The organism is Paenibacillus sp. LBL, assembly GCF_029893715.1.
In the GTDB taxonomy this organism is placed as follows: domain Bacteria; phylum Bacillota; class Bacilli; order Paenibacillales; family Paenibacillaceae; genus Paenibacillus_AQ; species Paenibacillus_AQ glucanolyticus.
The window spans coordinates 299,986-324,189 of record NZ_JARXYU010000005.1 but is presented as its reverse complement, the minus strand read 5'-3'; the positions used below and the strand labels follow the sequence as shown (position 1 = coordinate 324,189).

The 24,204-nt window shown below is 47.7% G+C and carries 20 protein-coding genes; 17 read left to right on the top strand and 3 right to left on the bottom strand.

The window, feature by feature from the left end:
• Window positions 1-214 precede the first annotated feature (214 nt).
• Both glgB and glgA read left to right on the top strand, forming a co-directional pair.
• Window positions 215-2,194: a 1,4-alpha-glucan branching protein GlgB gene (gene glgB, locus M2277_RS14805; RefSeq protein WP_148248811.1), complete on the top strand. Its 1,980-nt coding sequence runs from the start codon at window positions 215-217 to the stop codon at window positions 2,192-2,194.
• Window positions 2,191-3,624, top strand: coding sequence for a glycogen synthase GlgA (gene glgA / locus M2277_RS14800; protein ID WP_063479271.1), 1,434 nt, complete (start codon window positions 2,191-2,193; stop codon window positions 3,622-3,624). Before glgB ends, glgA begins: the two co-directional genes overlap by 4 nt.
• Before the next feature lie 140 nt (window positions 3,625-3,764).
• Here glgA and M2277_RS14795 read toward each other — a convergent pair whose 3' ends face one another.
• Window positions 3,765-5,513, bottom strand: coding sequence for an alpha-glycosidase (locus M2277_RS14795; protein WP_280755051.1), 1,749 nt, complete (start codon window positions 5,511-5,513; stop codon window positions 3,765-3,767).
• A 564-nt stretch (window positions 5,514-6,077) separates the two neighbouring features.
• Between M2277_RS14795 and M2277_RS14790 the strand changes: the two genes are divergently transcribed.
• From M2277_RS14790 to M2277_RS14780, 3 genes are all read left to right on the top strand, one after another.
• Window positions 6,078-7,520 (top strand): ABC transporter substrate-binding protein/permease, encoded by a 1,443-nt coding sequence (locus tag M2277_RS14790; protein ID WP_006209724.1) that lies wholly within the window; start codon window positions 6,078-6,080, stop codon window positions 7,518-7,520.
• Window positions 7,507-8,229, top strand: a complete 723-nt coding sequence (locus tag M2277_RS14785; RefSeq protein WP_063479272.1) for an amino acid ABC transporter ATP-binding protein — start codon at window positions 7,507-7,509, stop codon at window positions 8,227-8,229. The genes M2277_RS14790 and M2277_RS14785 overlap by 14 nt, the downstream gene beginning before the upstream one ends.
• Before the next feature lie 184 nt (window positions 8,230-8,413).
• Window positions 8,414-9,142, top strand: a complete 729-nt coding sequence (locus M2277_RS14780) for a 3D domain-containing protein (protein ID WP_006209728.1) — start codon at window positions 8,414-8,416, stop codon at window positions 9,140-9,142.
• Window positions 9,143-9,223: 81 nt separating this feature from the next.
• On the opposite strand, the gene M2277_RS14775 is transcribed toward M2277_RS14780, so the two are convergent.
• Complete coding sequence (locus tag M2277_RS14775) at window positions 9,224-10,072, bottom strand: polysaccharide deacetylase family protein (RefSeq protein WP_006209729.1); 849 nt, start codon at window positions 10,070-10,072, stop codon at window positions 9,224-9,226.
• Between the two features lie 167 nt (window positions 10,073-10,239).
• Between M2277_RS14775 and M2277_RS14770 the strand changes: the two genes are divergently transcribed.
• The 8 genes from M2277_RS14770 to mobB all read left to right on the top strand — a co-directional run bounded on the left by M2277_RS14770 (window position 10,240) and on the right by mobB (window position 18,581).
• Entirely contained in the window at window positions 10,240-11,262 is a 1,023-nt protein-coding gene (locus tag M2277_RS14770) for an NADH:flavin oxidoreductase/NADH oxidase (RefSeq protein WP_006209730.1), read from the top strand.
• Window positions 11,263-11,349: 87 nt separating this feature from the next.
• Window positions 11,350-12,018 carry a PspA/IM30 family protein gene (locus tag M2277_RS14765; RefSeq protein ID WP_006209731.1) on the top strand — a complete coding sequence of 223 codons (669 nt, stop codon included), beginning with the start codon at window positions 11,350-11,352 and terminating at the stop codon, window positions 12,016-12,018.
• A gap of 181 nt (window positions 12,019-12,199) precedes the next feature.
• Entirely contained in the window at window positions 12,200-12,604 is a 405-nt protein-coding gene (locus M2277_RS14760; protein ID WP_006209733.1) for a DUF350 domain-containing protein, read from the top strand.
• A gap of 30 nt (window positions 12,605-12,634) precedes the next feature.
• The gene (locus M2277_RS14755) at window positions 12,635-13,141 is read left to right on the top strand and encodes a DUF4178 domain-containing protein (protein ID WP_280755050.1); all 507 of its coding nucleotides are present in this window, start codon (window positions 12,635-12,637) and stop codon (window positions 13,139-13,141) included.
• Between the two features lie 10 nt (window positions 13,142-13,151).
• Window positions 13,152-13,886 (top strand): DUF4247 domain-containing protein, encoded by a 735-nt coding sequence (locus M2277_RS14750; protein ID WP_036638088.1) that lies wholly within the window; start codon window positions 13,152-13,154, stop codon window positions 13,884-13,886.
• Window positions 13,887-14,064: 178 nt separating this feature from the next.
• Window positions 14,065-16,605: a DUF7507 domain-containing protein gene (locus tag M2277_RS14745; protein WP_280755049.1), complete on the top strand. Its 2,541-nt coding sequence runs from the start codon at window positions 14,065-14,067 to the stop codon at window positions 16,603-16,605.
• A 246-nt stretch (window positions 16,606-16,851) separates the two neighbouring features.
• On the top strand, window positions 16,852-18,081 hold the full coding sequence (locus M2277_RS14740; RefSeq protein WP_280755063.1) for a molybdopterin molybdotransferase MoeA: 1,230 nt from the start codon (window positions 16,852-16,854) through the stop codon (window positions 18,079-18,081).
• Window positions 18,078-18,581, top strand: a complete 504-nt coding sequence (mobB, locus tag M2277_RS14735) for a molybdopterin-guanine dinucleotide biosynthesis protein B (protein WP_148247555.1) — start codon at window positions 18,078-18,080, stop codon at window positions 18,579-18,581. The genes M2277_RS14740 and mobB overlap by 4 nt, the downstream gene beginning before the upstream one ends.
• Window positions 18,582-18,587: 6 nt before the next feature.
• On the opposite strand, the gene xerS is transcribed toward mobB, so the two are convergent.
• The gene (gene xerS / locus M2277_RS14730; RefSeq protein WP_006209739.1) at window positions 18,588-19,670 is read right to left on the bottom strand and encodes a tyrosine recombinase XerS; all 1,083 of its coding nucleotides are present in this window, start codon (window positions 19,668-19,670) and stop codon (window positions 18,588-18,590) included.
• Window positions 19,671-19,897: 227 nt separating this feature from the next.
• Between xerS and M2277_RS14725 the strand changes: the two genes are divergently transcribed.
• The 4 genes from M2277_RS14725 to M2277_RS14710 all read left to right on the top strand — a co-directional run bounded on the left by M2277_RS14725 (window position 19,898) and on the right by M2277_RS14710 (window position 24,139).
• Window positions 19,898-20,401 (top strand): GNAT family N-acetyltransferase, encoded by a 504-nt coding sequence (locus M2277_RS14725; protein WP_006209740.1) that lies wholly within the window; start codon window positions 19,898-19,900, stop codon window positions 20,399-20,401.
• A gap of 541 nt (window positions 20,402-20,942) precedes the next feature.
• Window positions 20,943-22,274: an ABC transporter substrate-binding protein gene (locus tag M2277_RS14720; protein ID WP_006209741.1), complete on the top strand. Its 1,332-nt coding sequence runs from the start codon at window positions 20,943-20,945 to the stop codon at window positions 22,272-22,274.
• A gap of 113 nt (window positions 22,275-22,387) precedes the next feature.
• Window positions 22,388-23,245, top strand: a complete 858-nt coding sequence (locus M2277_RS14715; protein WP_006209742.1) for a carbohydrate ABC transporter permease — start codon at window positions 22,388-22,390, stop codon at window positions 23,243-23,245.
• A gap of 21 nt (window positions 23,246-23,266) precedes the next feature.
• A complete protein-coding gene (locus M2277_RS14710; protein WP_280755048.1) occupies window positions 23,267-24,139 on the top strand; it encodes a carbohydrate ABC transporter permease in 873 nt (290 codons plus the stop codon).
• The last annotated feature ends 65 nt before the right edge of the window (window positions 24,140-24,204 follow it).

Sequence of the window (24,204 nt, the reverse complement as noted above, 5' to 3'; positions counted from 1 at the left end):
CTCCCAATGTATTTTCACGTTGTACATTACATAAACGACATTCCCGGGGTTTGAAACGATTATATTGAAAAAGTATTTTGAAAATTACAAATTTATTGATGGGTTACATTTTTTATTTTCAACATGGTAAGAATGGGGTAATAACATTAATAATAATGGATTTTTAAGAAAAAGCAGGTGACGACAATTGAATCAAGCAGTTAGGGAAGGAAACATGACTCCGGAACAAGTGTATTTATTTCATGAAGGAACCTGGTTTCACAGTTATCAATGTATGGGCGCACACGTTGCCGTAGAAGATGGGCAAGAGGGCGTGCGTTTTACGGTATGGGCTCCCCACGCAAGGCAGGTTGGTCTTGCGGGAGCGTGGAACGGCTGGGATGGCACCCATGACACGTTATATAGGATACCCGATTCAGGAATTTGGAGTCGGTTTTTCCCCGGTATGCAGACTGGAACTTTTTACAAATACCAGATTACTGGATCATTCGGTGAAACGTTCCTAAAGGCGGATCCCTATGCGTTTCATGCGGAGCTACGGCCTGCTACTGCATCGGTAGTTACGGATCTGTCTGGATATCAGTGGAACGATGCCCTGTGGAAAAAGAAGAATACATCACCTTACAGCAAGCCGATGAACATATATGAAATGCATTTTGGAACCTGGCGGCAAAAGGAGGACGGCTCCTTCTTTACATACCGTGAAATGGCGGATCTGCTTATTCCTTATTTGCTGGATATGCGTTATACCCACGTGGAATTTATGCCGCTGGCCGAACATCCCTACGACCTCTCATGGGGGTATCAGGGAACCGGGTTTTATGCTCTGACTAGCAGATACGGCAGTCCCCATGATTTCATGTACCTGGTAGACCAGCTGCATCAAGCCGGTATCGGCGTGCTGCTGGACTGGGTGCCCGCGCATTTTGCCAAGGATGCCCACGGACTTCGCCAGTTTGACGGGTCACCGCTATATGAATACGGCGATGCGCAAAAAGCGGAGAAACCGGGCTGGGGAACGCTGTCTTTCGATTATGCCAAGCCTGAGGTGATTTCATTCCTCATCTCCAATGCTTTATTTTGGATGGATATGTATCATATTGATGGACTTCGTGTTGATGCGGTTACAAGCATGATCCGCCTTGATTTTGAGAAGTCCGAGGGTCAGTTCAGCCCTAATGAACGGGGGGGCTTGGAAAATCTTGAAGCGATATCCTTTCTGCAGAAATTGAATAAAGCGGTGTTTAGCTATTATCCCCATGCCTTGATGATGGCAGAGGAATCCAGCGCATGGCCAGGGGTAACCGCCCCTGTGCACGAAGGCGGACTGGGGTTCAATTACAAATGGAATATGGGCTGGATGAATGACACACTGTCCTACGTGGAGCAGGAGTATGTGTTGCGGCCTACCCAACATAATTTACTAACATTTCCCATTTGTTATGCCTATTCGGAAAATTTTACATTGCCGCTTTCTCACGACGAGGTTGTCCATGGCAAAAAATCGCTGCTCAATAAAATGCCTGGCAGTTATGAACAGAAGTTTGCCGGATTACGCATTTTACTTGGTTATCAGATGACGCAGCCTGGCAAGAAATTGTTGTTCATGGGCGGGGAATTCGGTCAGTTCATCGAATGGAAGGATGAGGAGCAGCTCGATTGGCTGCTGCTGGATTATGAAAGCCACCGCCAACAGCAGGCTTTTACGGCAGCGCTAAACGCTATGTATGTGGACGAAAGGGCGCTGTGGGAACAGGATCATGTCATGGATGGCTTCCAGTGGCTTTGTGCCAATGATAACAACCAGAGTGTTATAGCGTACATGAGGAAAGGGACCAAGCCCGGAGATACGCTGATCATCGTCATTAACTTTCAGCCCCGAGCATATGACAAATATCGGATCGGTTTGCCAAGAGCCGGGCAATACGTGGAAATACTGAATTCAGATCATACCGATTACGGAGGCGCCGGACTGCTGAACGACGGCGATATGAAAGCGGAGAAGCAAGCCTGGCACGAGCAAAACCATAGCTTGGAGATCAAGCTGCCTCCATTAAGCATGGTCGTTTTAAAGAAAAAACCGCCGCGTTCGAGGAAAACGAAAGATTCGGAGCAAGAACAGCTGAAGGCGGCAGCAGCAAAAGAGAAGACCGTTCGCAAAACCAAACGGAGCCAAAGGGGGAAGCAGGATTGAAATTGTTATTTGCGGCATCAGAATGTGGACCATACATCAAGACAGGCGGATTGGCGGACGTCATCGCTGCATTACCCAAATCACTTCGTGGCATGGGCGAGGATATTCGGGTTGTGCTGCCGAAATATCGCGGCATCCCTGCGGAGTATCGGGAACGCATGCTGTTTGTTGGAGAAACCCGGGTCCGGGTAGGCTGGCGTGAGCAATATTGCGGTATCGAGTCCTTGGTTGAGGACGGTGTAACGATTTATTTTGTTGATAACGAGTATTATTTTGGCCGTGACGGTATTTACGGTTATATGGATGATGGCGAGCGTTTCTCCTTCTTTAACCGTGCGGTGCTCGAGATACTGCCGATCATCGATTTCCAGCCGGACGTGCTTCATTGCCACGATTGGCATACCGCGATGGTTCCACTGCTCCTTGAGGATGTCTATCGTCATAATCCTTTCTACGCAGGGATTCGAACGGTATTCACGATCCATAATCTCCTGTATCAGGGCGTTTACCCGTATGAGGTATTGGTTGATCTGCTGGGAATCCACAGCCGTTATTTTAAGGCGGATGGCGTAGAGTATTACGGCAACGTGAATTTCATGAAAGCTGGCATTGTCTACGCAGATCATGTCACGACGGTGAGTCCGACTTATGCTTCCGAGATTCAAACCGGTTATTATGGATATGGACTCGACGGGCTCTTGTCAGCACAAGGTTCAAGGCTGAGCGGCATTGTAAACGGGATTGATACCAAGAGCTACAATCCGGCTACCGATCCGCATCTGGCCGTGAAGTACCGGAGTGGACTGAACAAGAAAACACAGAACAAAATAGCACTGCAGGAAGAATTGAATCTGCCGGTGGCACCACACATCCCGTTAATGTCGATGGTAACCCGTCTGGTTGATTCCAAGGGACTCGATCTCGTAATCCGCATTCTGGATGAGCTGCTGTATTACGATGAGATTCAATTTGTTGTCCTGGGAACGGGAGATCCTTCCTATGAGCATTGGTTCCGGGAAGCGGCGAATCGGTATTCGAACAAAATGTCAGCCCAAATCAGGTTCAATGAACCATTATCCCGGCGATTTTACGCAGGCAGCGACCTGTTTCTGATGCCATCGAAATTTGAACCATGCGGGATCAGCCAACTGATTGCCATGCGTTACGGCAGCGTGCCGATCGTGCGTGAAACGGGTGGCTTGAATGATACTGTGCATGCCTATAACGAATACACCGGTGAAGGAAACGGGTTCTCTTTCAAGGATTACAATGCGCATGACATGATGAACACGATTCGCAGGGCGACATCGATATACCGCATGCCGGAACACTGGCGCAAAGTGAGCAAGAACGCATTAAGCGGGGATTACAGCTGGAGCGTATCGGCGAAGGAGTATCAAGAGATATACCATCAAATTTCCAGCCGATAGGACAAGGCATTGATAAAGGGGTACCTGGATAGCTTGAGATTTCCGCTATCCAGGTACCCCTTTGTGACAACTGGGTATACGTTTTGTGAGGTGGCACTTTCTACAGCTCAGCGAGGTTGATCGCCATTTACAACAACAGATTATGGTTTGAGGCGACGGCACAGTATACGGTACCCGTAAGGCTCCAAATCAACATGCATGATTCCGTTTACCGGCTTTACGGATTCTTCGGTTTGCGCATCAAACCAATCGGTAGTGACGATGGGGTGGGACAAGGTACGATAGGAGTCACTGTTGTTCATCCAGACGATAAAATGCAATTGATCATCTGCACGTTCGTATACGATGCATGGGTCATGAAGATTGGCTTGGAGGAAGCGAAAACGACCCTGCCTGAGAGCCTTGTGCTTTTTTCGTAGTGCAATCATGCTGCGATAAAATTCATACAGCTCAAGGTTTTGTTTTTCGGGATTCCATTCCATGCATTTGCGGCAATCGGGATCTCCATCTCCGGTTAATCCGACTTCATCGCCATAAAAAATACAGGGAGTTCCCATGAAAGTGAACAGGAATACAACGGTGAGTTTCATGCGCCGGGTGTCTCCTCCCACGCGCGTGAGCAGCCTAGGAGTATCATGGCTGCACAGCAGATTGAAGACCACTTCATTGGTCTGCTGGGGGTAACGCATCAGAATGGATCCGATACGGTTAGCAAAAGTGAGCCCATCCATATTGCCATTGAAGAATTCGAGCACTTTATCAGCAAAAGGATAATTCATCACCGAATCGAACTGGTCACCGGCCAGCCAGATTAAGGAGTCTGACCATACCTCTCCCACGATATAAGCTTCAGGATTGGCCTTCTTGACGACTTGTCTGAAGTCTCTCCAGAAATGATGGTCAATTTCGTTGGCGACATCAAGGCGCCAACCGTCCAGCTTGATCTCCTTGATCCAGTATTCGGCTACGCCCAGCAAGTATTCCTTAACCTCTGGATGGGCGGTATTGAATTTAGGCATATTTCCATAGAAGCCGAAGGTATCATAGGTCGGGATGCCATCTTTTACCTCGCAGGGAAATTGATTGACATGAAACCATTCGGCATATGGAGAGTTTTTGCCATGCTTCAGCACATCCTGAAAAGGCGGGAACTCTTCGCTGCAATGATTGAATACCGCATCAAGAATGACTCGAATTCCTTTGCTGTGACAAGTATCCACAACCTTCTTCAGCAGTTCATTATCGCCGAATTGCGGATCCACCTGTTTATAATCGACCGTGTCGTATTTATGGTTGGAGGGGGAGAGGAAGAGGGGGGTAAAATAAATCGCATTAATGCCCAGCTCAACCAGATCATCCAGATGATCCAGCACACCTTGCAGGTCGCCGCCGAAGAAATTATCCACTTCCGGCTTGCCGCCCCATACTTCTGTTCCGACAGGGTTGATGGCCGGGTTCCCGTTGGCAAAGCGCTCTGTCATAATTTGATAAAACACAGCTTCTTTAGCCCATTCCGGGACTTTGAACACATCAACCTCATGTATGTACGGAAATTCGAAGTAACCCGCAGGCGGGTAAGGGTAATCCCATCCGATCCCGCTATCCACCATATAAACCGTCTCATCTCCGGCATGGATCCGGAATCCGTAAGATAATCTTTTGTATTTTGGCCTGACTCCGCACTCCCAGTAATCAAACATCTCATCAGAGGCAGCCTTTTCCATGGTGATCTCGAAGTACGTACGGTCCCAGTCATATTTGTCGCCGGTCATAGCAACAACGGAATCAATGTCATTCTTCTTGGTTCGAATCCTGAGATGAATAGTATAGGTATCATATGCATAAGCCCATTTATCTCTTGGAACATGATACAGTGCTTCTAACAGCATGGGTACACCTCCTATATGAGTATAGCTATAGCTAATTAATAACCAGCCGCAAGCTTGCATGAATCATGGAAGCAGAGACAGACAGAGAGTTGACGGCAGGAGATGATAATCGGGCATAGGATCTATACGTATTTATAAGATGGGATGTGAACGGTTGGATTATGCAATATTCATTTGAGTGCCAGTTGCATAAGGAGTGAATCCGAAGACCTATTTCTATATATAGGTGCAGCGAGATAAAATATGGATCAGAGGGTATGCACATGGATGTTCTCTGGGTAGTTATGGAAGTTCATCACATTTCATGAGTGGACCTTTCATATAATTAAAGTTATTCACACATACAACGAATCCGAGGATACATAAGCGGCTCTTGTGAATGATTAATTAACCGTTGTATTAAAATAGGACAAGCATGCAATGAAGAAAAATAGGGTCAGCGTAAGCTTGTATGAAAATCCATGAATTTTCATTGCATATTCATGCACCATGTTTTATAATGACTCAGTTGCATTTATTTATTTGATGTATTTATCCGTAACAGTTAGGGGAGAAACGAAACATATGAAACGTAAATTTACAGCGTGGATGACTCTGTTCATGGTGGTCGTGCTGTCTTTTGGCAGTATCGTCCATGCAGAGGGTGAGAAGAAAACGGTGATTCTCGGTACGAGTGCCGATTATGCACCTTATGAGTTCCATAAAACGATAGACGGTGTGGATACCATCGTCGGATTTGATATCGACATTGCGAAGGAAATCGCCAAGGATCTGGGCGCTGAGTTAATCATCAAGGATACTTCCTTTGATGCACTCCTGCCTGAACTGACAAGCGGTCGTGTGGATTTTGTTATTTCGGGCATGAATCCGACGGAAGAACGCAGAAAAAGCATCGATTTCTCGGAGCCTTATTATGCCGCGGAGCAGTCCGTGGTGGTGCGCAAGGAAGATGCGCTGAAGTTTAACACACTTGAAAGCCTCGAGGGAGCCCGGATCGGGGTTCAGAAGAGCTCCATTCAGGAATCCATCGCCAAAACCATTCCTAAAGCGAATGTGGTCTCACTGGATAAAATACCGGATTTGCTGCTTCAATTGGAATCTGAACGGGTGGATGTTGTCCTAGCTGAATATCCGATTGCCAAGACGAATATGGATGAAGCGACTATGGCCATCACGGATGCCAAGCCAACGGCTGAGAACGATTCTTATGCCATCGGGGTCCGCAAAGGGAATGAAGAGCTGCTCAGCAGCATCAACGCTACACTGGAGCGTTTGAAGGAGAACAACCAGATTCAGAAGTTTGTCGACGAGGCCAGTGATTTGGCGGCAGGACGTACGACCGAGAATCTGAATACATTCGAATTTTTCTGGAAATATCGCGATTATTATGCGAAGGGTATTCAGTTTACATTACTGATTTCTGCCTTAGGGGTATTTTTCGGATTCATTCTCGGTTTGATTATTGCCCTCATGCGTATGTCGGGCGTGAAAATCCTGAAGTTCCTGGCGACCGCTTATATTGAGATAATCCGCGGTACGCCGATGCTGGTTCAATTGTTTATCATACATTACAGCTTGGCTGCATTCGATATTAAGTTCTCTCCGATTCAGTCCGGTATTCTCACGCTGTCTATCAATAGCGCCGCGTATTTGGCTGAAATATTTCGTGCCGGCATTCAAGGCGTGGACCGCGGTCAATTGGAGGCTGCACGCTCGCTCGGGATGACGAGGGGCAAAGCGATGCGTCACATTATTTTGCCTCAGGCACTGAAGGGTGTCCTGCCTGCGATCGGTAATGAATTTGTTGTTATTATTAAGGAATCTTCCATCGTATCGTTCATCGGGGTATACGATATTATGTACCAAGCTCAGATTTTGCGCGGTTCAACCTTTGCCCCGCTGAATCCGCTGCTTGTGGCCGCCATGATCTACTTTATATTGACATTCGTTCTTTCGAAGCTTCTGGGTGTCTGGGAAAGGAAGTTGAGTGCAAGTGATAACCGTTAAGGAACTTCATAAATCGTTTGGCAAGCTGGAGATATTGAAGGGCATCGACATCGAAATTGCAAAGGGAGAAGTCGTGGTTGTCATCGGACCCAGCGGCTCCGGCAAAAGTACGTTCTTGCGCTGTCTTAATCTGCTTGAGGTGCCGACTAGCGGAGAAATTTCGTTCGAGGGCGAACTCATCACTGCCAAGAATCACAATATTAACGCTACCCGTGAGAAAATGGGGATGGTATTCCAGCAGTTTAATCTGTTTCCCCACAAAAAAGTGATCGATAACATCACATTGGCTCCTGTTCAAGTAAGAGGAGTCTCTGCCAAGGAGGCGGAAGCTACTGCAGACGAGCTGCTAAAGTCTGTTGGTCTGCAGGATAAGAAAGACGCTTATCCTTCACAGCTGTCCGGCGGACAGAAGCAGAGAATCGCGATTGCGCGAGCGCTTGCGATGCAGCCGCATGTGATGCTGTTTGACGAGCCTACCTCGGCTCTCGATCCCGAGATGGTCGGTGAGGTGCTGGAGGTCATGAAGAAACTCGCACTGGGTGGCATGACAATGATCATCGTTACGCATGAGATGGGCTTTGCACGCGAAGTGGGGGACCGAATCCTGTTCATGGATGGCGGAAAAATTGTTGAGGAAGGCACGCCGGACCAGCTGTTCGGCAGCCCGACACATCCGCGTACAAAAGAGTTTTTAAGCAAGGTTTTGTAACTTTTATATCTGAATCGTAACAGACGAAAACAGCGTCAAACCTGATTTTTTCAGGCGTTGACGCTGTTTTTGTTTGTTTATTGGTAACAATTTCTTGCAGTATAGGTTACAAATTTGTGATATATTCATGTTCGTTGACATACTTCATCCGAATGAACAAGCTACATAAAGGGAGGCATCTTAGATGTTACAACAAATGAAATCATGGAAAATCAATCGAGGACTCAACAATAACAAGATCGCTGGAAAAACAGCAAAATGGTTCACTATTACAGCCGTTGCACTTGGCCTGACTTTTGCCGGAGGCGGAATGCAGGCACATGCCAGCTCCGTGCACGTTGCGAAGAGCGGTGATACCTTCTACTTCTTGTCCAAACAGTACGGCGTGAATATGGACAAGCTGATGAATGCCAATCCAAAAATTGAAGCGAAGAATATATATCCGGGTCTCAAAATCACCATCCCCGGTTCGGTATCGATGAACTCGACGGCTTCTGCTGCTCCCATCGCTCCCGGAACAACCGGTTTTACGCCCAGCTTGAACGTTTCGCCTGAGAGCAAAGTAGTTGAAGCATGGGGTAAAACGTTTAATTACAGCAAGACGTTGTCCGTGAAAGCTACAGCGTATTCTGCTGCTGCAAGCGAGAATGGCAAATGGGGTGCGGTCGATTATTTCGGGAATTCCCTCGAGCTGGGAACCATCGCGGTTGACCCTAAGGTCATCCCGCTGGGAACCAAAGTACTTGTAACAGGACACGAACATCCCGGCCTTCCGAAGAAAGCATTTGTAGCAGAAGCCCGTGATATCGGCGGTGCCATTAAAGGAAACAAAATCGACATTTTCATCCCTGGCTCACAATCCTCCGTTAAGCAATTCGGAATTCAAGACATCAAATTGTTCATCATCGAATAATGGTATTTGACTTTATAGCATATTCAAGACGGCTTTCCTGGAATTATCCCGGGCAGCCGTCTTTTTGCTTCTACGTAATCTTTATTTGGACTCAGATACACTCAACATCTCGGGTAAGGTGACGAAGCTGTATCCTCGATTTCGCAGCTCTGTAATGATATCCGGCAGTGCCTCAACGGTACCGTTCAGATCTGACCCCACGCCTCCGCCGGCATGCTGAAGCACAATGGCACCGGGCCCGACTGCTGACAGAACGTTTTTCTTGACTTCTTCCTTGTTAAGCCCCTTCCAGTCGAGGGAATCGACATTCCAGTTCACGACTTTATATCCGTTCTTGCGCGCCCATTGAAGCTGTTCCTCATTAATATCACCATAAGGTGGACGGATGAGCCGGGGATTTACTCCGGTCAACGATTTCAAAATGGTATTGGTTCGTTCAATTTGGCTCTTGAATTTATCCAGGCTCAGTTTGTTCAACTGGGCATGATTGTAGGAGTGATTACCAATGGAATGGCCTTCATCATGGATTCGTTTTACAAGGTCGGGGTGCTTCTTGGCTCGATCCCCCACGGCAAAGAAGGTGGCTTTCACATCATATTCCTTCAGCACATCGAGTACCTTCCCGGTAAATCGCGGATCCGGCACATCATCGAAGGTCAGAGCGATCTGTTTGATCCGGGGGCCGCTGGAGCGAAAGGTATCCGGGTACTTTCTGAGCAATTGACTCAGCGTCAGGGGTTCTCCGGCATTCTTGTTCTTCGTTCGCTTGGAGTGATCCACAGCTTGACCCGACTCCGACATGACGGAAGTCTCTTGGTGGTGAAGCGAAGGATTATGTAAATCGGACCCATTTGCCGGGTTTATCGGCAGGATTAAAAAGATTAACATCATCCACAGCAGGAAGCTTCCTGCTCGGTTTCGTTTGAACATCACGATCGGCCCCTTTAGCTTTTTTGTATGGTATACCCATCTGAACAGACAATTATCCTCAATATGGGAAACCGCTGTTTTTTAGTTTTCCCTGCGAAAAGGTGTATAATAACCCGTAACGGATTTAATTACATCATGATCATTTGGATATGGAAGGAGATAATCGCTTGGCAGACTTGTTTACACCCTACAATTTTAAGAACCTGACTCTCAAGAACCGAATCGTTATGCCACCGATGTGTCAATATTCCGTGAAAGCAGAGGACGGGATTCCGAATGATTGGCATTTTGTCCATTATGTCAGCCGTGCTGTAGGCGGTACCGGTTTAATTATCGTGGAAATGACAGGGGTTCATCCTGACGGCCGCATTACCAATCAGGATACGGGGATATGGAGTGATGATCAGATTCCAGCATATCGCAAGATTGTGGAGACGGTGCACTCCTATGGAACCAAGATCGGAATTCAACTGGGCCATGCCGGAAGAAAAGCACAGGATGCTGAGCCATCCGTGGCACCATCCGCCATTCCGTTCAGTTCTCATTATAAAATGCCGAGGGCATTGTCCGGCGCCGAGGTGGAGGAGCTCATTCGAGCCTTTAGAGAAGGGGCTCGGCGAGCTGTCGAGGCAGGTTTCGATACCGTTGAAATCCATGGCGCCCACGGGTACTTGATTCATCAGTTCCATTCGCCGCTCACCAATCAGCGCAGTGATGAGTATGGCCAGGATCTTCCTCTGTTTGGGGAGCGGGTTGTCGAAGCCGTCAAGGAGGTTCTTCCTGAAGGCATGCCCATTATCATGCGGGTGTCAGCCAAAGAGTATGTGGACGGCGGTTACGACGTTCAGCACTGTGCCGAAATCTGCAAGCGTTATCGGGATGCCGGTGTCGACATCTTCCATATCTCTTCGGGGGGCGAAGGGCCTGTCGGCTCGAATGGCGGTCCGGAAGCGAAGCCTGGATATCAAGTGGATTTGGCTGCTGAATTTAAGCAGCTGCTGAAAGTGCCTGTAATTGCCGTAGGATTGCTTGACGATTACAATGCTGCGCAGGAAGTGATTTTGTCGGGCAAGGCGGATCTGGTGGCGATCGGCAGAGGCATGCTTCGGGATCCATATTGGGCTGTTCATGCAGCCAAGGCGCTTGATGGGGGACAGAAGGTGCCAAAACCATATGAACGCGGATACTAAAAAATATTTTGAAACGTTTTGGATCATGCAACGTAAGTATTAATCATATACCAGTCATTTTAAAGTGAAAGCGAGAGGAAGAGAACGATGTCCATATTTAAGAGATTACGCGATTTGACCATGTCCAATATTAACGCCATTATCGACAAGGCGGAAGATCCGATTAAGATGACCGATCAGTACATTCGGGATATGACGGAAGATCTTGAGGATGCCGAGAAAGCGGTAGCTTCGCAAATTGCCATCGAGAAACGCTTTAAAGCACTTTATGAAGAACAGGCTGCACTCGTGGAAAAACGCACGCAGCAGGCTCATACGGCAGCACAAGCTCAAAACGTTGAGCTTGCCCGTCGTGCGCTGGAAGAGAAGAAGGCTGCTGAAGCCAAACGTGACGAGTACAAAGCAAGTTATGATCAGAACAAATTGGCGGCAGACAATCTGCGTGCCAAGCTGGAAGAGATGCGTAAGCAGCTTACCGCGATGAAGAACAAACGTGAGACGCTGGTAGCCCGTTATAACGCTGCCAAAGCTCAAACCGAGATTAACAAAGCGATGAACGGATTTGGCTCGGACACAGCTTCCGCCGGATTGAAACGGATGGAAGAGAAGATGCTGGCCATGGAAGCCCGTGCGGAAGCAAGCAATGAAATGTCGACCCGTGAGAAATCTCTGGACGAAGAGTTTGAGAACCTCGGCAAAGACAAAGTCGTTGAGGATGAGCTTGCAGCTTTGATGAAACAATACGAGAACAAGTAATGGGATCCTGTAAGACATGTAAATAGTGTAGGGGGCGAGGGAGAAACAGCAGGGCTGAATACAGCCGTGCTTCTCCTTCGCTTTTGTTTGACAGGATATATAAGGAAACAACCTCTAAAGACGGCTTGACTCACTGAAGGGTCGATTAGAGTTTTTGTATGTTGAATGTGGAGGATTAGAGATGGATTTCGATATGATCTTGCGTGTTTTACTCTGGACAGCTGTCGGCGGGCTGCTGCTGTTCGTTTTGATGTTTGTGGATTCTCTGTTCACCAAGTATAACGATCTTGAAGAAGTGAAAGCGGGCAATATGGCAGTAACCACAAGACTGATTCTGAAACTGATTGCACAAGGGTATATTTTATCCGTGTCGATCGGAACGTCATATCATCTGTTGGAAGCCGTTGTGGTATCCATCATTTCGTTTATCATTCTGTTTGTACTCGAAGCATTGACAGAGCTTATGCTGCGGAATTTCGGCAAGCTGAACCTGGACAAAGGCACACGCGAGGGCAAGACAGGTTACGGACTGTTTGCAGGCTCGCTGCATGTGGTCGGTGCGTTAATTATTACCGCTTGCTTGTAGAACGCATAAAGAAGATAGGGGACAGGAAAGATGAGTATGTGGAAAAGAATCGGCAATTTATTTGCGAAGCCAGAACCACCCAAAGCAGAGAAAAACATGCTGCAGTTGGCGCCGGGCGATATATGCGAAGTGTCCTTGGTTACCTATGAGGTTACGGGGCGCGTTCATAATCGGGGCCGCAATGCGGTAGTCTTGACACTTCAGGATGGCAGCACCATAGCTTATCTTCATATTGAAGAACGTGAGACGGTTCAGTATGCGTTATATTCGCCTATCGATGGACGATTGGACTCGCCGGACGAGGTGCCATCAATCCTCGATCTGGACGATCATGTGTTTCATCTGGAGGAAGAATATGGCGGACATGTTTCGATAACTGGCCGTACCGCATTTACGCAGAGCGGTGAGCAGCATGTGTGGCAATATCAATCGGATGATTACAAGCTGCTGCGAATCGAATGGCAGAATGGGCGGTTTATGTTGTATGAAGGCGAGAAAGTGATACCGGGGGACGTTCGAGTTATCCGGGCGACTTAGGAGTGGTGGCATGAAGGAACGCTCTTTTTTATCCATAAAAATGATATTGGTGCTGAGTCTGTTTGTATCCTTATTAGCCGGATGCGGAGCACCGAATATTAAAGATACCTATCCGCTGGAATCCGTCAACCGGGACGGGAACGCAACGTCTTACGTATACCGGGCAGCCGATAAAAGCGTACCCGAGGTAGCCGGTGAGCTGATGGCCGCCAATACGCCGGACCAATCGTCTCCGGAGGATACCGAGCGGATGTTTCTGGTATACGGTGATGAGTATTACCATTTGCAGCAGGATCCACAGAAGCCAACCGATACGTTGATTGAGATTGATTCCAAGGAATATGTTCAGCGCAATTATGACTCAAGTTTCCTGCAGGGGTATTTAACCGCTGTGCTGATCGGAAATTTATTCGATTCGATGGGTGGAGGCGGCGGTTACCGCGGGTATACAAGCAAAGATGTGTATAAACCGAAGCAGGGCAACTATAAGAAGCCGACAAGTCAGGATAAGAAAATAGCTCCTCCCCTGACGGTTGACCGAAGCGGAAAGATTACACGCCGGGGTCAGGATGCCGTTGGTACGGGAGGAAGCCTCTTTAAACGGAACCCGACTTCAAGCGGAGACCGCGGATCGATCAAGCGCGGCGAAAGCGGCGGGGGATTATTCGATTCGCCGAAGAAATCCTACACCAAACCGAAGACTCGAATAGGCTCAGGAGGAATATCCCGAAGAGGGCGAAGGTAATCCGCAAGTGATAAGCGTATGGTCTAAGAACCATGCGCTTTTTTTTGTTGCATCAGACAGCATACACTGCATGCTCTCCTTCATATATTGGAATATAAGCCTATACACAAGAAAGCTGTGTCTTCGCATACGCATAGCCAAACAATGGATTGGCTTTCCACTGAAGGAGGAATACAACGTGCCGTTTGTTCTCCGCTACAGTAACAACGATACTGGAGCGATTACGTTTACCGGAAATACACTCGGGTTAAGCCGCTCCAATCAAACAGGAGTGCCGGGCACCCGGGATTTTATTGGCGCATTTGTAACGGTGGACACTTCCATGCAGTTCGGAAGCTACCCGCCCGGGACCACATCGGATTTTAATCTGGATAGCGCGAGTGCTATTCTGAGGCTCCCGCCCGATAGTAACGTGTTATATGCCGAACTGGTCTGGGCTGGGACTTACCGGGTTTCGGGAGGGACTAATAATTATATAGCATTCATAGATAAGACCGTTTCTTTAATGACGCCGGAAGGTACGACATCCAGCATTTCGCCTGACCCTGTGACAGCACAGACCTCATACCGCAATGCAACTTACAATTACTTTCGTTCCGCCAATGTGACCTCATTGGTGCAAGCCGGGGGTGCTGGTACTTACACTGTCGGCGGTGTGGTGGGTAATATTGATCTGGGCAACAGCACAGCGAACAGCTGCGGGTGGACGCTTTGTGTTGTGTATGAGGATCCCTCGATGCCGTTTCGCAATCTGAGTCTAAACGTCGGCATTGTCGAGATTGCAGCCGGCATACCTGAACTGACAACGGTTTTATCCGGTTTTGCGACACCGACCTCTGGACCGATATCGGGTAGAATGGCTCTATGCGCCCAGGATGGAGATGCCAATAAAACAGGGGACCAGGTGTTGTTCGGACCTGCCGAAGACAGTTTGACCGTACTGGAAGGCCCTAACAATTATCCGAATAACTTCTTTGCGTCCCAAATTAACGATGATAGCGGCAATCTGGATACCACGGGGACGTTTGGGGATCGAAACCAAATAAACGGGCAGCCTGGCAGTCAAATCGTGGGCGGCAGACAATCTTGGGATATCACTAATGTAGATATTTCCGAGACGCTCACAAATAACCAGACCACGGCGGTCTTTCAGCTGCGCACGGGCGGCGATGGATACAGCGTCATTGCTGTCGGAATTTACATTGATATTAACTCACCGCGGATAACGGTGCAGAAGAGTGTTAACGCTACCTCCGCAACGGTCGGTCAATTATTGACTTATACCGTAGTGATTGAAAACACGGGTACCGTTCCGGCGGATGCTTCCCTGCTGTTTGATGGTTTGCCTAATAATACGGAGTTTGTGCCGGGGAGTGTCACGATTAATTCAGTGAGCGATGTGAATGCCAACCCGACAACAGGGATCTCGCTGGGTACAGTCCCTCCCGGAGGCTTGGTCAACGTAACCTATCAGGTCAGGGTAGTGTCTGTTCCACCGGATGGGTTTATCGTGAATGAAGCCGTTGTGAATTTTGACTATCAGAGCGTTACCGGGGGGCCTATATTTACAGGAGATATCCCTTCCAATGAAGTGGTGACACCTGTTCTAAACCCTGGACTCGTTTTGCAAAAAAGCGTATCGCCAATGGAAGCAATTCCCGGACAGCTTGTGGAATATCGGCTGGAATTAACAAACACAGGGGAAGTTGAACTAACCAACATTCACATTACCGATGCGCTTCTCGGATTGGATGAGGTCCTATCCAGTTTGCCGGTTGGAGGGAGCACGGTCATTATCAGAGACTTCACAATTCCAGCCGGTAGTGCAGCGGGTACCGTGTTGGTCAATTCAGCGACAGCCGTTTCTGACCAAACCGATCCAATTCATGATGAAACATCGGTGGCCGTACTTCCGTCACCTGTGGAGCCACCTCCACCTGTGGAGCCGCCTCCGCTTGTGGTGCCACCTCCACCTGTGATAACGCCGGTATTCAACCTTGCGATTACCAAAATCGCAGATCGCGCGGAGACTCGAGCCGGTGATACCATCCATTACCGAATCACGGTAACGAATACCGGGGAGGCAGCCCTAACGTCGGTACGCATCACGGATGTTTTGCTGGGAATTGATCGTACCCTCGATCGGCTCAATCCGAACGAATCGGTTACCATTCAAGCTCGATATGGCGTGATGGCGGATACCGGCATTGGTACTGTCATTATCAACACGGCCCAGGCAGTATCTGCACAGACAGGACCTGTAAGTGCACAGGCTTCGGTCATCGTGACGAGTCAACCGCTGTTGAATGTAGAGAAGACGGTATTCCCGCTTGTTACGGAAACCGGCAATACCCTTACCTTTTCATTCATGATAACGAATATGACCGGAACTGTGCTTATAACCAACGTAGGTCCCACGATGTTGAATAACGTGACTCTGTTTGATGATCTGCCCGCAGGCTCGAGGTTTGAAGGAAATAGTGTGATCATTAACAACCAACTGGCAGCTGATGTCAATCCAGCTCAGGGAATTCGGATCGGATCATTGACACCGGGTGAAACGGTCAGAGTTTCATTTCAAGTCTTGCAGTACGCGGTCCCCGCTAATGAAAGGGCCGAGAATCAGGGACGTGTCACTTACGAGCCCGAAGGCTCAAATGTAACGGTTGAAGTAGATTCAAACATCGTATTTTACGAGGTCACGGAAGAAGAGGAGTAGCAGGAATTGAGGATGGCTTACGGAATCGCAGGACTGCGGTTCCTTTTTTGTTTTTGTAGACGGGAGGGAGCATGTGTCTCTGGTTATTGTCAACTCAGACATTGCTATTAGAGCTGGTTTGAAGTTGGAACAGAATGTAGTACAGTTAGAATAAGGGTTAGCATTTAGTCAGAAAGAGAGGACATCATTTTGGATCATACCTATGCTGATTTAACTAAGAAACACGATAAATTCGATCGACGCGCCATGCAGGTGCCAGAAGCGCAAGCGCTTGCCACGTCTTATGTCCATGTTGGCGGGGAGGAACAAATTCGGCTGCAGGACAGCGATGGGCGCGTGCTTGCTTCTGACATGGTTGCGCCGCACCCTTTTCCGGCATTTGCACGCTCGGGTATGGACGGCTACGCTGTTCGTTCAAGCGATTTAGCGGCATGTGATCAAGGGGAAATGGTCTGGCTGAAGGTTGTTGATCAGATCCCATGCGGATATGTCTCTTCTATTTCGATCGAACAGGGACTGGCTTCCCGTATCATGACAGGCGCACAGGTGCCCGAAGGCGCTGATGCTGTTGTTATGCTTGAAGCGACAGAGCTTCGAGTGAAGGAAGGTGTAACCTATGTAGGGTTAAAACGTTCGATTGATACCGGGAAAAATATTACTCCGCGGGGATTCGAATTGAAAGAAGGGGATTTGCTCCTGCGTAAAGGAACCTGCATTGGGCCGGGCGAGATTTCGGTTCTGGCTACGTTCGGTATTCATCAGGTCAAGGTGTACCGGCAGCCGGTGGTAGGAATTTTCTCGACGGGAACCGAGTTGCTAGACATCACCGAGCCGCTTGAGCCAGGCAAGATACGCAACAGCAACACCTACATGCTCGCTTCGCAAATTCGGGAAGCCGGAGGCGTGCCGGTCATTATGGAGGCGATTCCGGATGATATCGAGCTTGCCCGGCAGAAGGTAGAAGAGGCACTTGGCGAGTACGATATCGTGGTCACAACGGGCGGTGTCTCTGTGGGCGATTACGATATCATGGGGGAGCTTGTGACCTCCGGTGGCCTGGACATGCTGTTTAATAAAGTCACGATGCGCCCGGGAAGCGTAACAACGGCTGCGGTTAAGGACGGGAAGCTGTTATTTGCGCTATCTGGCAATCCTGGTGCCTGTTATGTAGGATTTCTGTTGTTTGTCAGGCCTTCGATTCGCAAAATGCTCGGTATGGAGCAGTTATATCTGACCGAATGGACGGCCGAACTGGGGGCCGACTATTCCAAAGTGAACAACTTCACCCGTTTTGTCAGGGGAAGACTGGCCGTGATAAACGGCAGGCTTGTGGCGACACCTGCAGCGCTCGATGAATCGAGTGTCATGATTACAATCAAAGACAGCGACTGTTTGATCGTGGTACCACCGGAGCTTAGAGGAGCGGTCAAAGGGCAGTCAGTACAGGTTCTTGTCCTTCCAGGAGCCTTCGGATGAAGATTGTTCAGCTGTGCGGATATAAAAATAGCGGCAAAACAACGTTGATCACGGCTTTGATACCTCAGCTGAAGCAGCATGGCATTCGGACTGCCGTGATCAAGCACGACGCTCACGGGTTTGATATGGATCATGAAGGGACGGATACGTACAAATTCCGTGAAGCGGGAGCAGAAGGAATTGCCATTGCTTCTCCTGGACGAACGGCTGTCATGAGGGAAACGGAGCTGGGTCTGGAATCGTTGATACCCTTGTATATGGATTTTGATATGGTGCTTGTAGAAGGCTATAAAAAGATGGCTTATCCCAAGCTGGTGCTGCTGCGGGAGCCGGAAGACATGATGCTGCTGGATCAGGTTGAGGAGATTAGAGGGATCGTGGTACGTCCTGAAATGTTAAAGGAACCGTCAGCGTTGCATGAGATTCAGCAGCGGCTAGCGGTTCCCTTGGTTACATGGAATGATATTGAGGAGATCACATCGATGCTTTTGTCAATTTAGATGCTGCTATTCATCGGCACGGCGCTCAATCGCTTGAGACATCGTTTTATCCGTTAAATGTGCGTATACTTCTGTAGTTTCTGTGGAAGCGTGGCCAAGCTGTTCCTTTGTTTTATATATATCGTTCTGAAGGTAGTAGTCGGTTGCAAACGAGTGCCGCAGCTTATGAACGGTCAGGGATGGCTTGCCAAAGCGCTTGGCATATTTGATGATCATCGCTTGAATCGCTCGTTTGGTCATGCGCTGTCCTTCATGTTGCCCGTTGCGCAGTGCGACAAACAGTGCCTTTTCCTTCTTGGGCACTTTATAGCGTGTCTGTCTAAGCTGGAGATAAAATTCCAGATCATCCTTGGCTTGCGCGCGGAAGTAGACCGGTGTCTTGAAGGTCTCGTCGTTATTACCCTTACGGAATACATGCAGCATTTTATTGTTCAGGTCGATATCGGCGAGATTCAAATTTACCACCTCGGATACGCGCAGGCCGGAGTTTAAGATAAGGCTGGCTATGCACGCGTCCCTTACCTTGTTCAACTCGTGCGCGTAGAGCGCCTGTTTGTTGTTCTCGACATCCTGTCCGTATCCTTCATGAATGTAAGTGATGAAATCCTGAAGTTCTTCTTCTTCCAGTATTTTTCCTTTTAGCTTGGCCGCTGTATCCTTTGGTTTATGAATTCGCTTAATTTCTACTTTGGCCATGATATTGCGTTTGAGCAGCGGGTAAAATTCCTCGTCCTCGGCAATCTGGCTCAGGTAATGGAACAGGGAGCGCAGAGATGACAGCTTGCGGGAAACCGTAATTCTCGAGTTGGTCCCGTCCCTGCGGGTTGTCAGATATAAGCGGTAGCTGGTGATGCTCTCCATGCGGAGCTTCTCAAGCTCCATCAAGGTAATCTCTTGATTGGAGGATGCTTGTGACAGCCCTTCTGATCGGAGCCAGTTGAAAAACGTTTGATAGTCCCTCACATATTCGAGCAGGGTCGAGGGGGAGAGGTCTGGAAGTTTGTAGTCGATAAATTGCTGTACAAACCAAGGCATGGCCGGTGTTTTCTCATCAAGCTTTGCACGGTCGATATCTTTTTGTATATTCATGTTCCACCTCAATGTTTATCTATGTTTATCTATATGGAGAAGACACGGTATTGCTAGCTATTAGTGTAACATATGGAAACCGAATAATCCTGCGATCAGGGGCGGTTGTCCGGTAAGGCCGTTGCCTGCACATAGGATCTGTACTTGTGTTTCGTTTAGCTGAAATTATATGATGAATGTATGTTACATAGTAAAGATTTATATGAGATACCCGGGGAGGCAGCACCATGAGGTCAGATCTAACGGAGCGTATGGGAATTGAGCTGGTTCCGAAGAGAAAACAAGCCGTAATCGTAAACTTGATGCAGTTGTATCTATATGATTTTACGAAGTATCTGGATATCTCGGTCAATGATCAAGGATTGTTTTTACCTTATCCCGATTTGGATGAATTCTGGAAAAAGCGCGATCGGAAGTATCCGTTCCTCATTACGTTTGACCAGCGGCCCGCCGGATTTGCGCTAATTGAACGAATGGATGATGCCACGGAGGCCGACTACTATATGACAGAATTTTTCGTGATGCAAAAATATCGCCGTCACGGTTTGGGAACGTGGGCAGCGACATGGCTGTTTGATGAATTCCCCGGGCGGTGGAAGGTAACACAGGTAAGCAGCAATCTGCCCGCACAAGCCTTTTGGCGGAGGGTGATTGAGTCGTATACCGGCGGCAGATACGAGGAATTTATAGATCCACTGCGCGACAATCCGTCACAATATTTTAATTCTTAGGATCATGCGAATGGTTTTAGAATGATGGCAGAATGCGCTTTCGGCTCGGATGGAAAGAGGTTGCGGGCGCCGATTGGGTAGGCAAGGTGTAGCATCCGGGGATTGTTTGAAACCTGTCGCAATAGCAGTTACGAGCTAAAATTAGAAGAGATAAGCTTATCTCAAAGAATCTGTTGATGAATTTCAGCAGGTTCTTTTTTTGGCGTGAAATTCAAATGAAAGAAGATAGCATAAGCAGATGAAGACATCATTATACAATATCATCATATGAAAATTTCATAATAGAAAAACACATTCGGATCTCCTGAATCTAGCAGCAATAACAAGGAGCGCTATCTTTTCCCTGTATCTATAAGATTTACGGTCATATAAAGGTCCAACAAAACACGCTCATAGAGCTTCTATATATATGACATGGAAAAATTTCCCCCTATAGAAGATGAATATCCCCCTTTGAAACGTTCGGGGCTTGGAATAAAATTCTGGTAGACAGCAAGTATTTACATAAGGTTTTGAAAAAAAATACTTAGGGGGATTACAAATGAAAAGGACTTCCATGTTACTCATGAGTGTTATGTTGTTGCTCTCCATGTTCCTTGCGGCATGTGGTAACAGCGGCAGCACGAACACTCCTGCAGCAGAAGGGGAGACTCCGAAAACGGAAACTCCACCAGCAGAAGAGAACGCTCCGGTTTCACTCCGCGTGTTCTCGACTTTCGGCGGAACTGATGCTGCTCGCGAAGCTTTCCAAGCAGCACTGGATGAATTTACTGCAGCTCATCCGAACGTGAAGATTGAGAATGACACGATGTCTGCAAACGACGATGGCTTCAGAACCAAAGTCAACACGGACATGAACAGCGGCAACGAGCCTGACCTGTTGTTCTACTTCATTGGTGCTGATGCAGAAGGATTTGTAAATGCGGGCAAAGTTGTACCGCTGAACGAAATTCTTGATGCTAACGCTGACTGGAAGAACGGATTTATTCCGGATGCGCTTGAGCTTGCCAAGCAAAAAGACGGAAACATTTATGCTGCACCATTGACTGGTTTCTATGAAGGTTTGTTCGTAAACAAGAAAATCTTCGAAGAAAATGGCCTTGAGCTTCCAACAGACTGGGCGAAGCTGACCACAGCTGTGAAAACGCTGTCTGCCAAAGGTATCATTCCTTTGTCCGTACCATTTGACCAATCCCACTATTTGATCGAGCATACCATTCTGTCTGCTGCGGGTCCTGAAAGCCAAAGCAAAGGCCTGATCGACGGCATCGATCCAAACTGGGAAAAAGCTTATGTTGCAATGAAAGAGCTCTATGATCTTGGCGCGTTCCCTAAAGATGCTGCAACCATTGATCTGAGCATGTCCGGCAACTATTACAGCGAAGGCTTGGCTGCTATGACAATCGAAGGATCTTGGGCAGTAGGTGGCTGGAGCGATGATACCCGTGACAATTCCACGGTTCTTCCATTCCCGACGGTTCCTGACGGTGCTGGCAGCGGTAACGATATCGTTGGCGGATTCGGTTCCGGTTTCTACCTGTCCAAATCCACTTATGACGATGCAGCCAAAAAAGATACTGCCGTTGAATTGCTGAAACACCTGACTTCCCCGGCAACCATCCAAAAAATCGCTTCAGCTAATGGTGGTACGCCAGCTGCTGATGTAGAAGTAACCGGTTTGGCACAGGTGGCTCTTGATGGTTTTGCAATGGCAGCTAAAGCTGATTCCATTAGTGCACCTGTTGACAGTAAGGTTTCACAAGAAACATTCGGCAACCTTCGTGCAAGCGTTCAGCCTGTAGTTGAAGGCAAGAAAACGCCAACTCAAGCCATCGAGGAAGCCAAGAAAACCGAGGATGCTAACAAAAAATAGTTTTCATCAGAAACGGTAGAAATAAAAGTGATGCACGCCGCCCTCTGTTTTCATTAGGGCGGCGTAGTCATTTAGACATGGATGAAGAAAAATAAACATCAAGGGTGATGAATATGAAGGGTGATCGCAAGTATATTGTGCTGTTTTTATTTCCTGCAGCTGCCATCATGACAATCTTTCTATATTATCCGTTCTTCAAGAGTTTGTATCTCAGTTTTTATCGCACAAGCGGTTTTTTTGACAAAAAGTTTGTGGGATGGGCTAACTATGAGAGACTCGTTACGGATAAGCTGCTGGGCGCTGCGACCCTGCACACACTAGAGATTATGCTGTATGTTATCGTATTTCAGGTTGGGATAGCCCTTGTGCTTGCCGTTCTGGTCGATAACATTGCCAAGTTCAAAGGTTTCTATCGTACCGTCTTTTTCTTTCCGGTTGTCATCTCCGGTACGGCGATTTCCTTGTTGTTTGTGCTGTTCTACAACTATAACTTTGGACTATTGAACAATTTGCTGGCTAATTTCAATATCGAGAAGATTCTGTGGCTGGATGCGAAGAACGCCCTCAAGGCAGTTTCGATTCCAACGGTATGGCATTATGTGGGCTTTTATTTCATTCTGTTCCTGACTGCAATGGCCAAAATACCTGCCGATTATTACGAAGCAGCAAAGCTGGAAGGGATAACCGGCATTAAGAAAACAACGATGCTAACCATCCCGCTTATCATGAGTGATATCAAGGTTGTAATCACCCTTGCTATTACGGGTACGTTGAAGATATTTGAGTTCATCTGGGTCATTACAAGCGGCCAGAATGGAACGGAAGTACTGGGGACGTATATGTACAAAAAAGCCATGGTGGATCAGAACTTTGGCTACGGATCAGCCGTTGCCATTTACATGGTGGTCTTTGGCGTAGTGCTTGCGTTAATTGCTAACCGTTTGTTGAAAAGAGACGAGATTACATACTAAGCATTATAGGGGTGTACTGTTATGGAGCCAACCATCGTCGTTGAACACAAAACTCAGCGAGTTAGGAAGAGTCGGTTTAGCTTAGGCACCACGTTGATGTACGTGATTTTAACAGCGTGGTCCTTAACAACAATCTATCCGTTATTCTGGATTGTGAACAACTCGTTCAAAGTATCTCGCGATGTTATGAACAATTCATTCGGTATCGCATGGGATCCGGTGTTGATTAACTATCAGAATGCATTTGACCGCATCAATATTGGAAGAAGTTATATTAATAGCTTAGTGATGTCCTTCAGTACCGTTTTTTTGGTGCTATTGCTTGGAGGATTAGCAGCCTACGTGTTATCCAGATTTAACTTCAGAGGCAAAAAAGCGATTTTCTCCATTCTGTATGCAACACTGCTGATACCAGCATTTGCTACTGTAGTTCCGGTCTATGAGCTTCTGATTAAAACGAGCCTGGTAAACACATACTGGGGGTTGATTTTTCCTCAGACGGCAGGCAATCTGACGTTTGCGACATTGGTCATTGCCGGTTATATGGCAACCATTCCGAAAGAGCTGGAAGAAGCTGCGTTTATGGACGGATGCAACCGATGGCAAATGTTTGTGAAAATCTTTGTGCCGATCTCGCAGCCTGTCTTTGCATCGGCAAGTATATTTGTATTTATGTGGGCGTACAATGATTTGTTCTCTGCGCTAATCTTTGTTAACAAAGAGAATGTTCGTCCGATCGTGGCATTGTTGAATGAAATCAGTTCACAATATGGTACCGACTTTGGACTTATGGCTACAGCCGTATCACTGACAGTTATTCCGGTATTGATTGTGTACCTGTTCATCTCTAAATATATTCAAAAAGGTTTGACAGAAGGAGCCGTCAAAGGGTAAGCAGGCAGCGAATTCAACGAATAGGCAAGTCAAGAGGGGACCCTTTCGTCACCTGTTTGACTTGC

Bases quoted from the DNA above. Each gene is read 5' to 3' on its own strand.
- M2277_RS14775 (WP_006209729.1), bottom strand. From the start codon at position 10,072: ATGTTCAAACGAAACCGAGCAGGAAGCTTCCTGCTGTGGATGATGTTA.
- mobB (WP_148247555.1), top strand. From the start codon at position 18,078: ATGAAGATTGTTCAGCTGTGCGGATATAAAAATAGCGGCAAAACAACG.
- xerS (WP_006209739.1), bottom strand. From the start codon at position 19,670: ATGAATATACAAAAAGATATCGACCGTGCAAAGCTTGATGAGAAAACA.
- M2277_RS14760 (WP_006209733.1), top strand. From the start codon at position 12,200: ATGGATTTCGATATGATCTTGCGTGTTTTACTCTGGACAGCTGTCGGC.
- M2277_RS14720 (WP_006209741.1), top strand. From the start codon at position 20,943: ATGAAAAGGACTTCCATGTTACTCATGAGTGTTATGTTGTTGCTCTCC.
- M2277_RS14765 (WP_006209731.1), top strand. From the start codon at position 11,350: ATGTCCATATTTAAGAGATTACGCGATTTGACCATGTCCAATATTAAC.
- M2277_RS14725 (WP_006209740.1), top strand. From the start codon at position 19,898: ATGAGGTCAGATCTAACGGAGCGTATGGGAATTGAGCTGGTTCCGAAG.
- M2277_RS14795 (WP_280755051.1), bottom strand. From the start codon at position 5,513: ATGCTGTTAGAAGCACTGTATCATGTTCCAAGAGATAAATGGGCTTAT.
- M2277_RS14740 (WP_280755063.1), top strand. From the start codon at position 16,852: ATGCAGGTGCCAGAAGCGCAAGCGCTTGCCACGTCTTATGTCCATGTT.
- glgB (WP_148248811.1), top strand. From the start codon at position 215: ATGACTCCGGAACAAGTGTATTTATTTCATGAAGGAACCTGGTTTCAC.
- M2277_RS14755 (WP_280755050.1), top strand. From the start codon at position 12,635: ATGAGTATGTGGAAAAGAATCGGCAATTTATTTGCGAAGCCAGAACCA.
- M2277_RS14715 (WP_006209742.1), top strand. From the start codon at position 22,388: ATGAAGGGTGATCGCAAGTATATTGTGCTGTTTTTATTTCCTGCAGCT.
- M2277_RS14790 (WP_006209724.1), top strand. From the start codon at position 6,078: ATGAAACGTAAATTTACAGCGTGGATGACTCTGTTCATGGTGGTCGTG.
- M2277_RS14750 (WP_036638088.1), top strand. From the start codon at position 13,152: ATGAAGGAACGCTCTTTTTTATCCATAAAAATGATATTGGTGCTGAGT.
- M2277_RS14780 (WP_006209728.1), top strand. From the start codon at position 8,414: ATGTTACAACAAATGAAATCATGGAAAATCAATCGAGGACTCAACAAT.
- M2277_RS14710 (WP_280755048.1), top strand. From the start codon at position 23,267: ATGGAGCCAACCATCGTCGTTGAACACAAAACTCAGCGAGTTAGGAAG.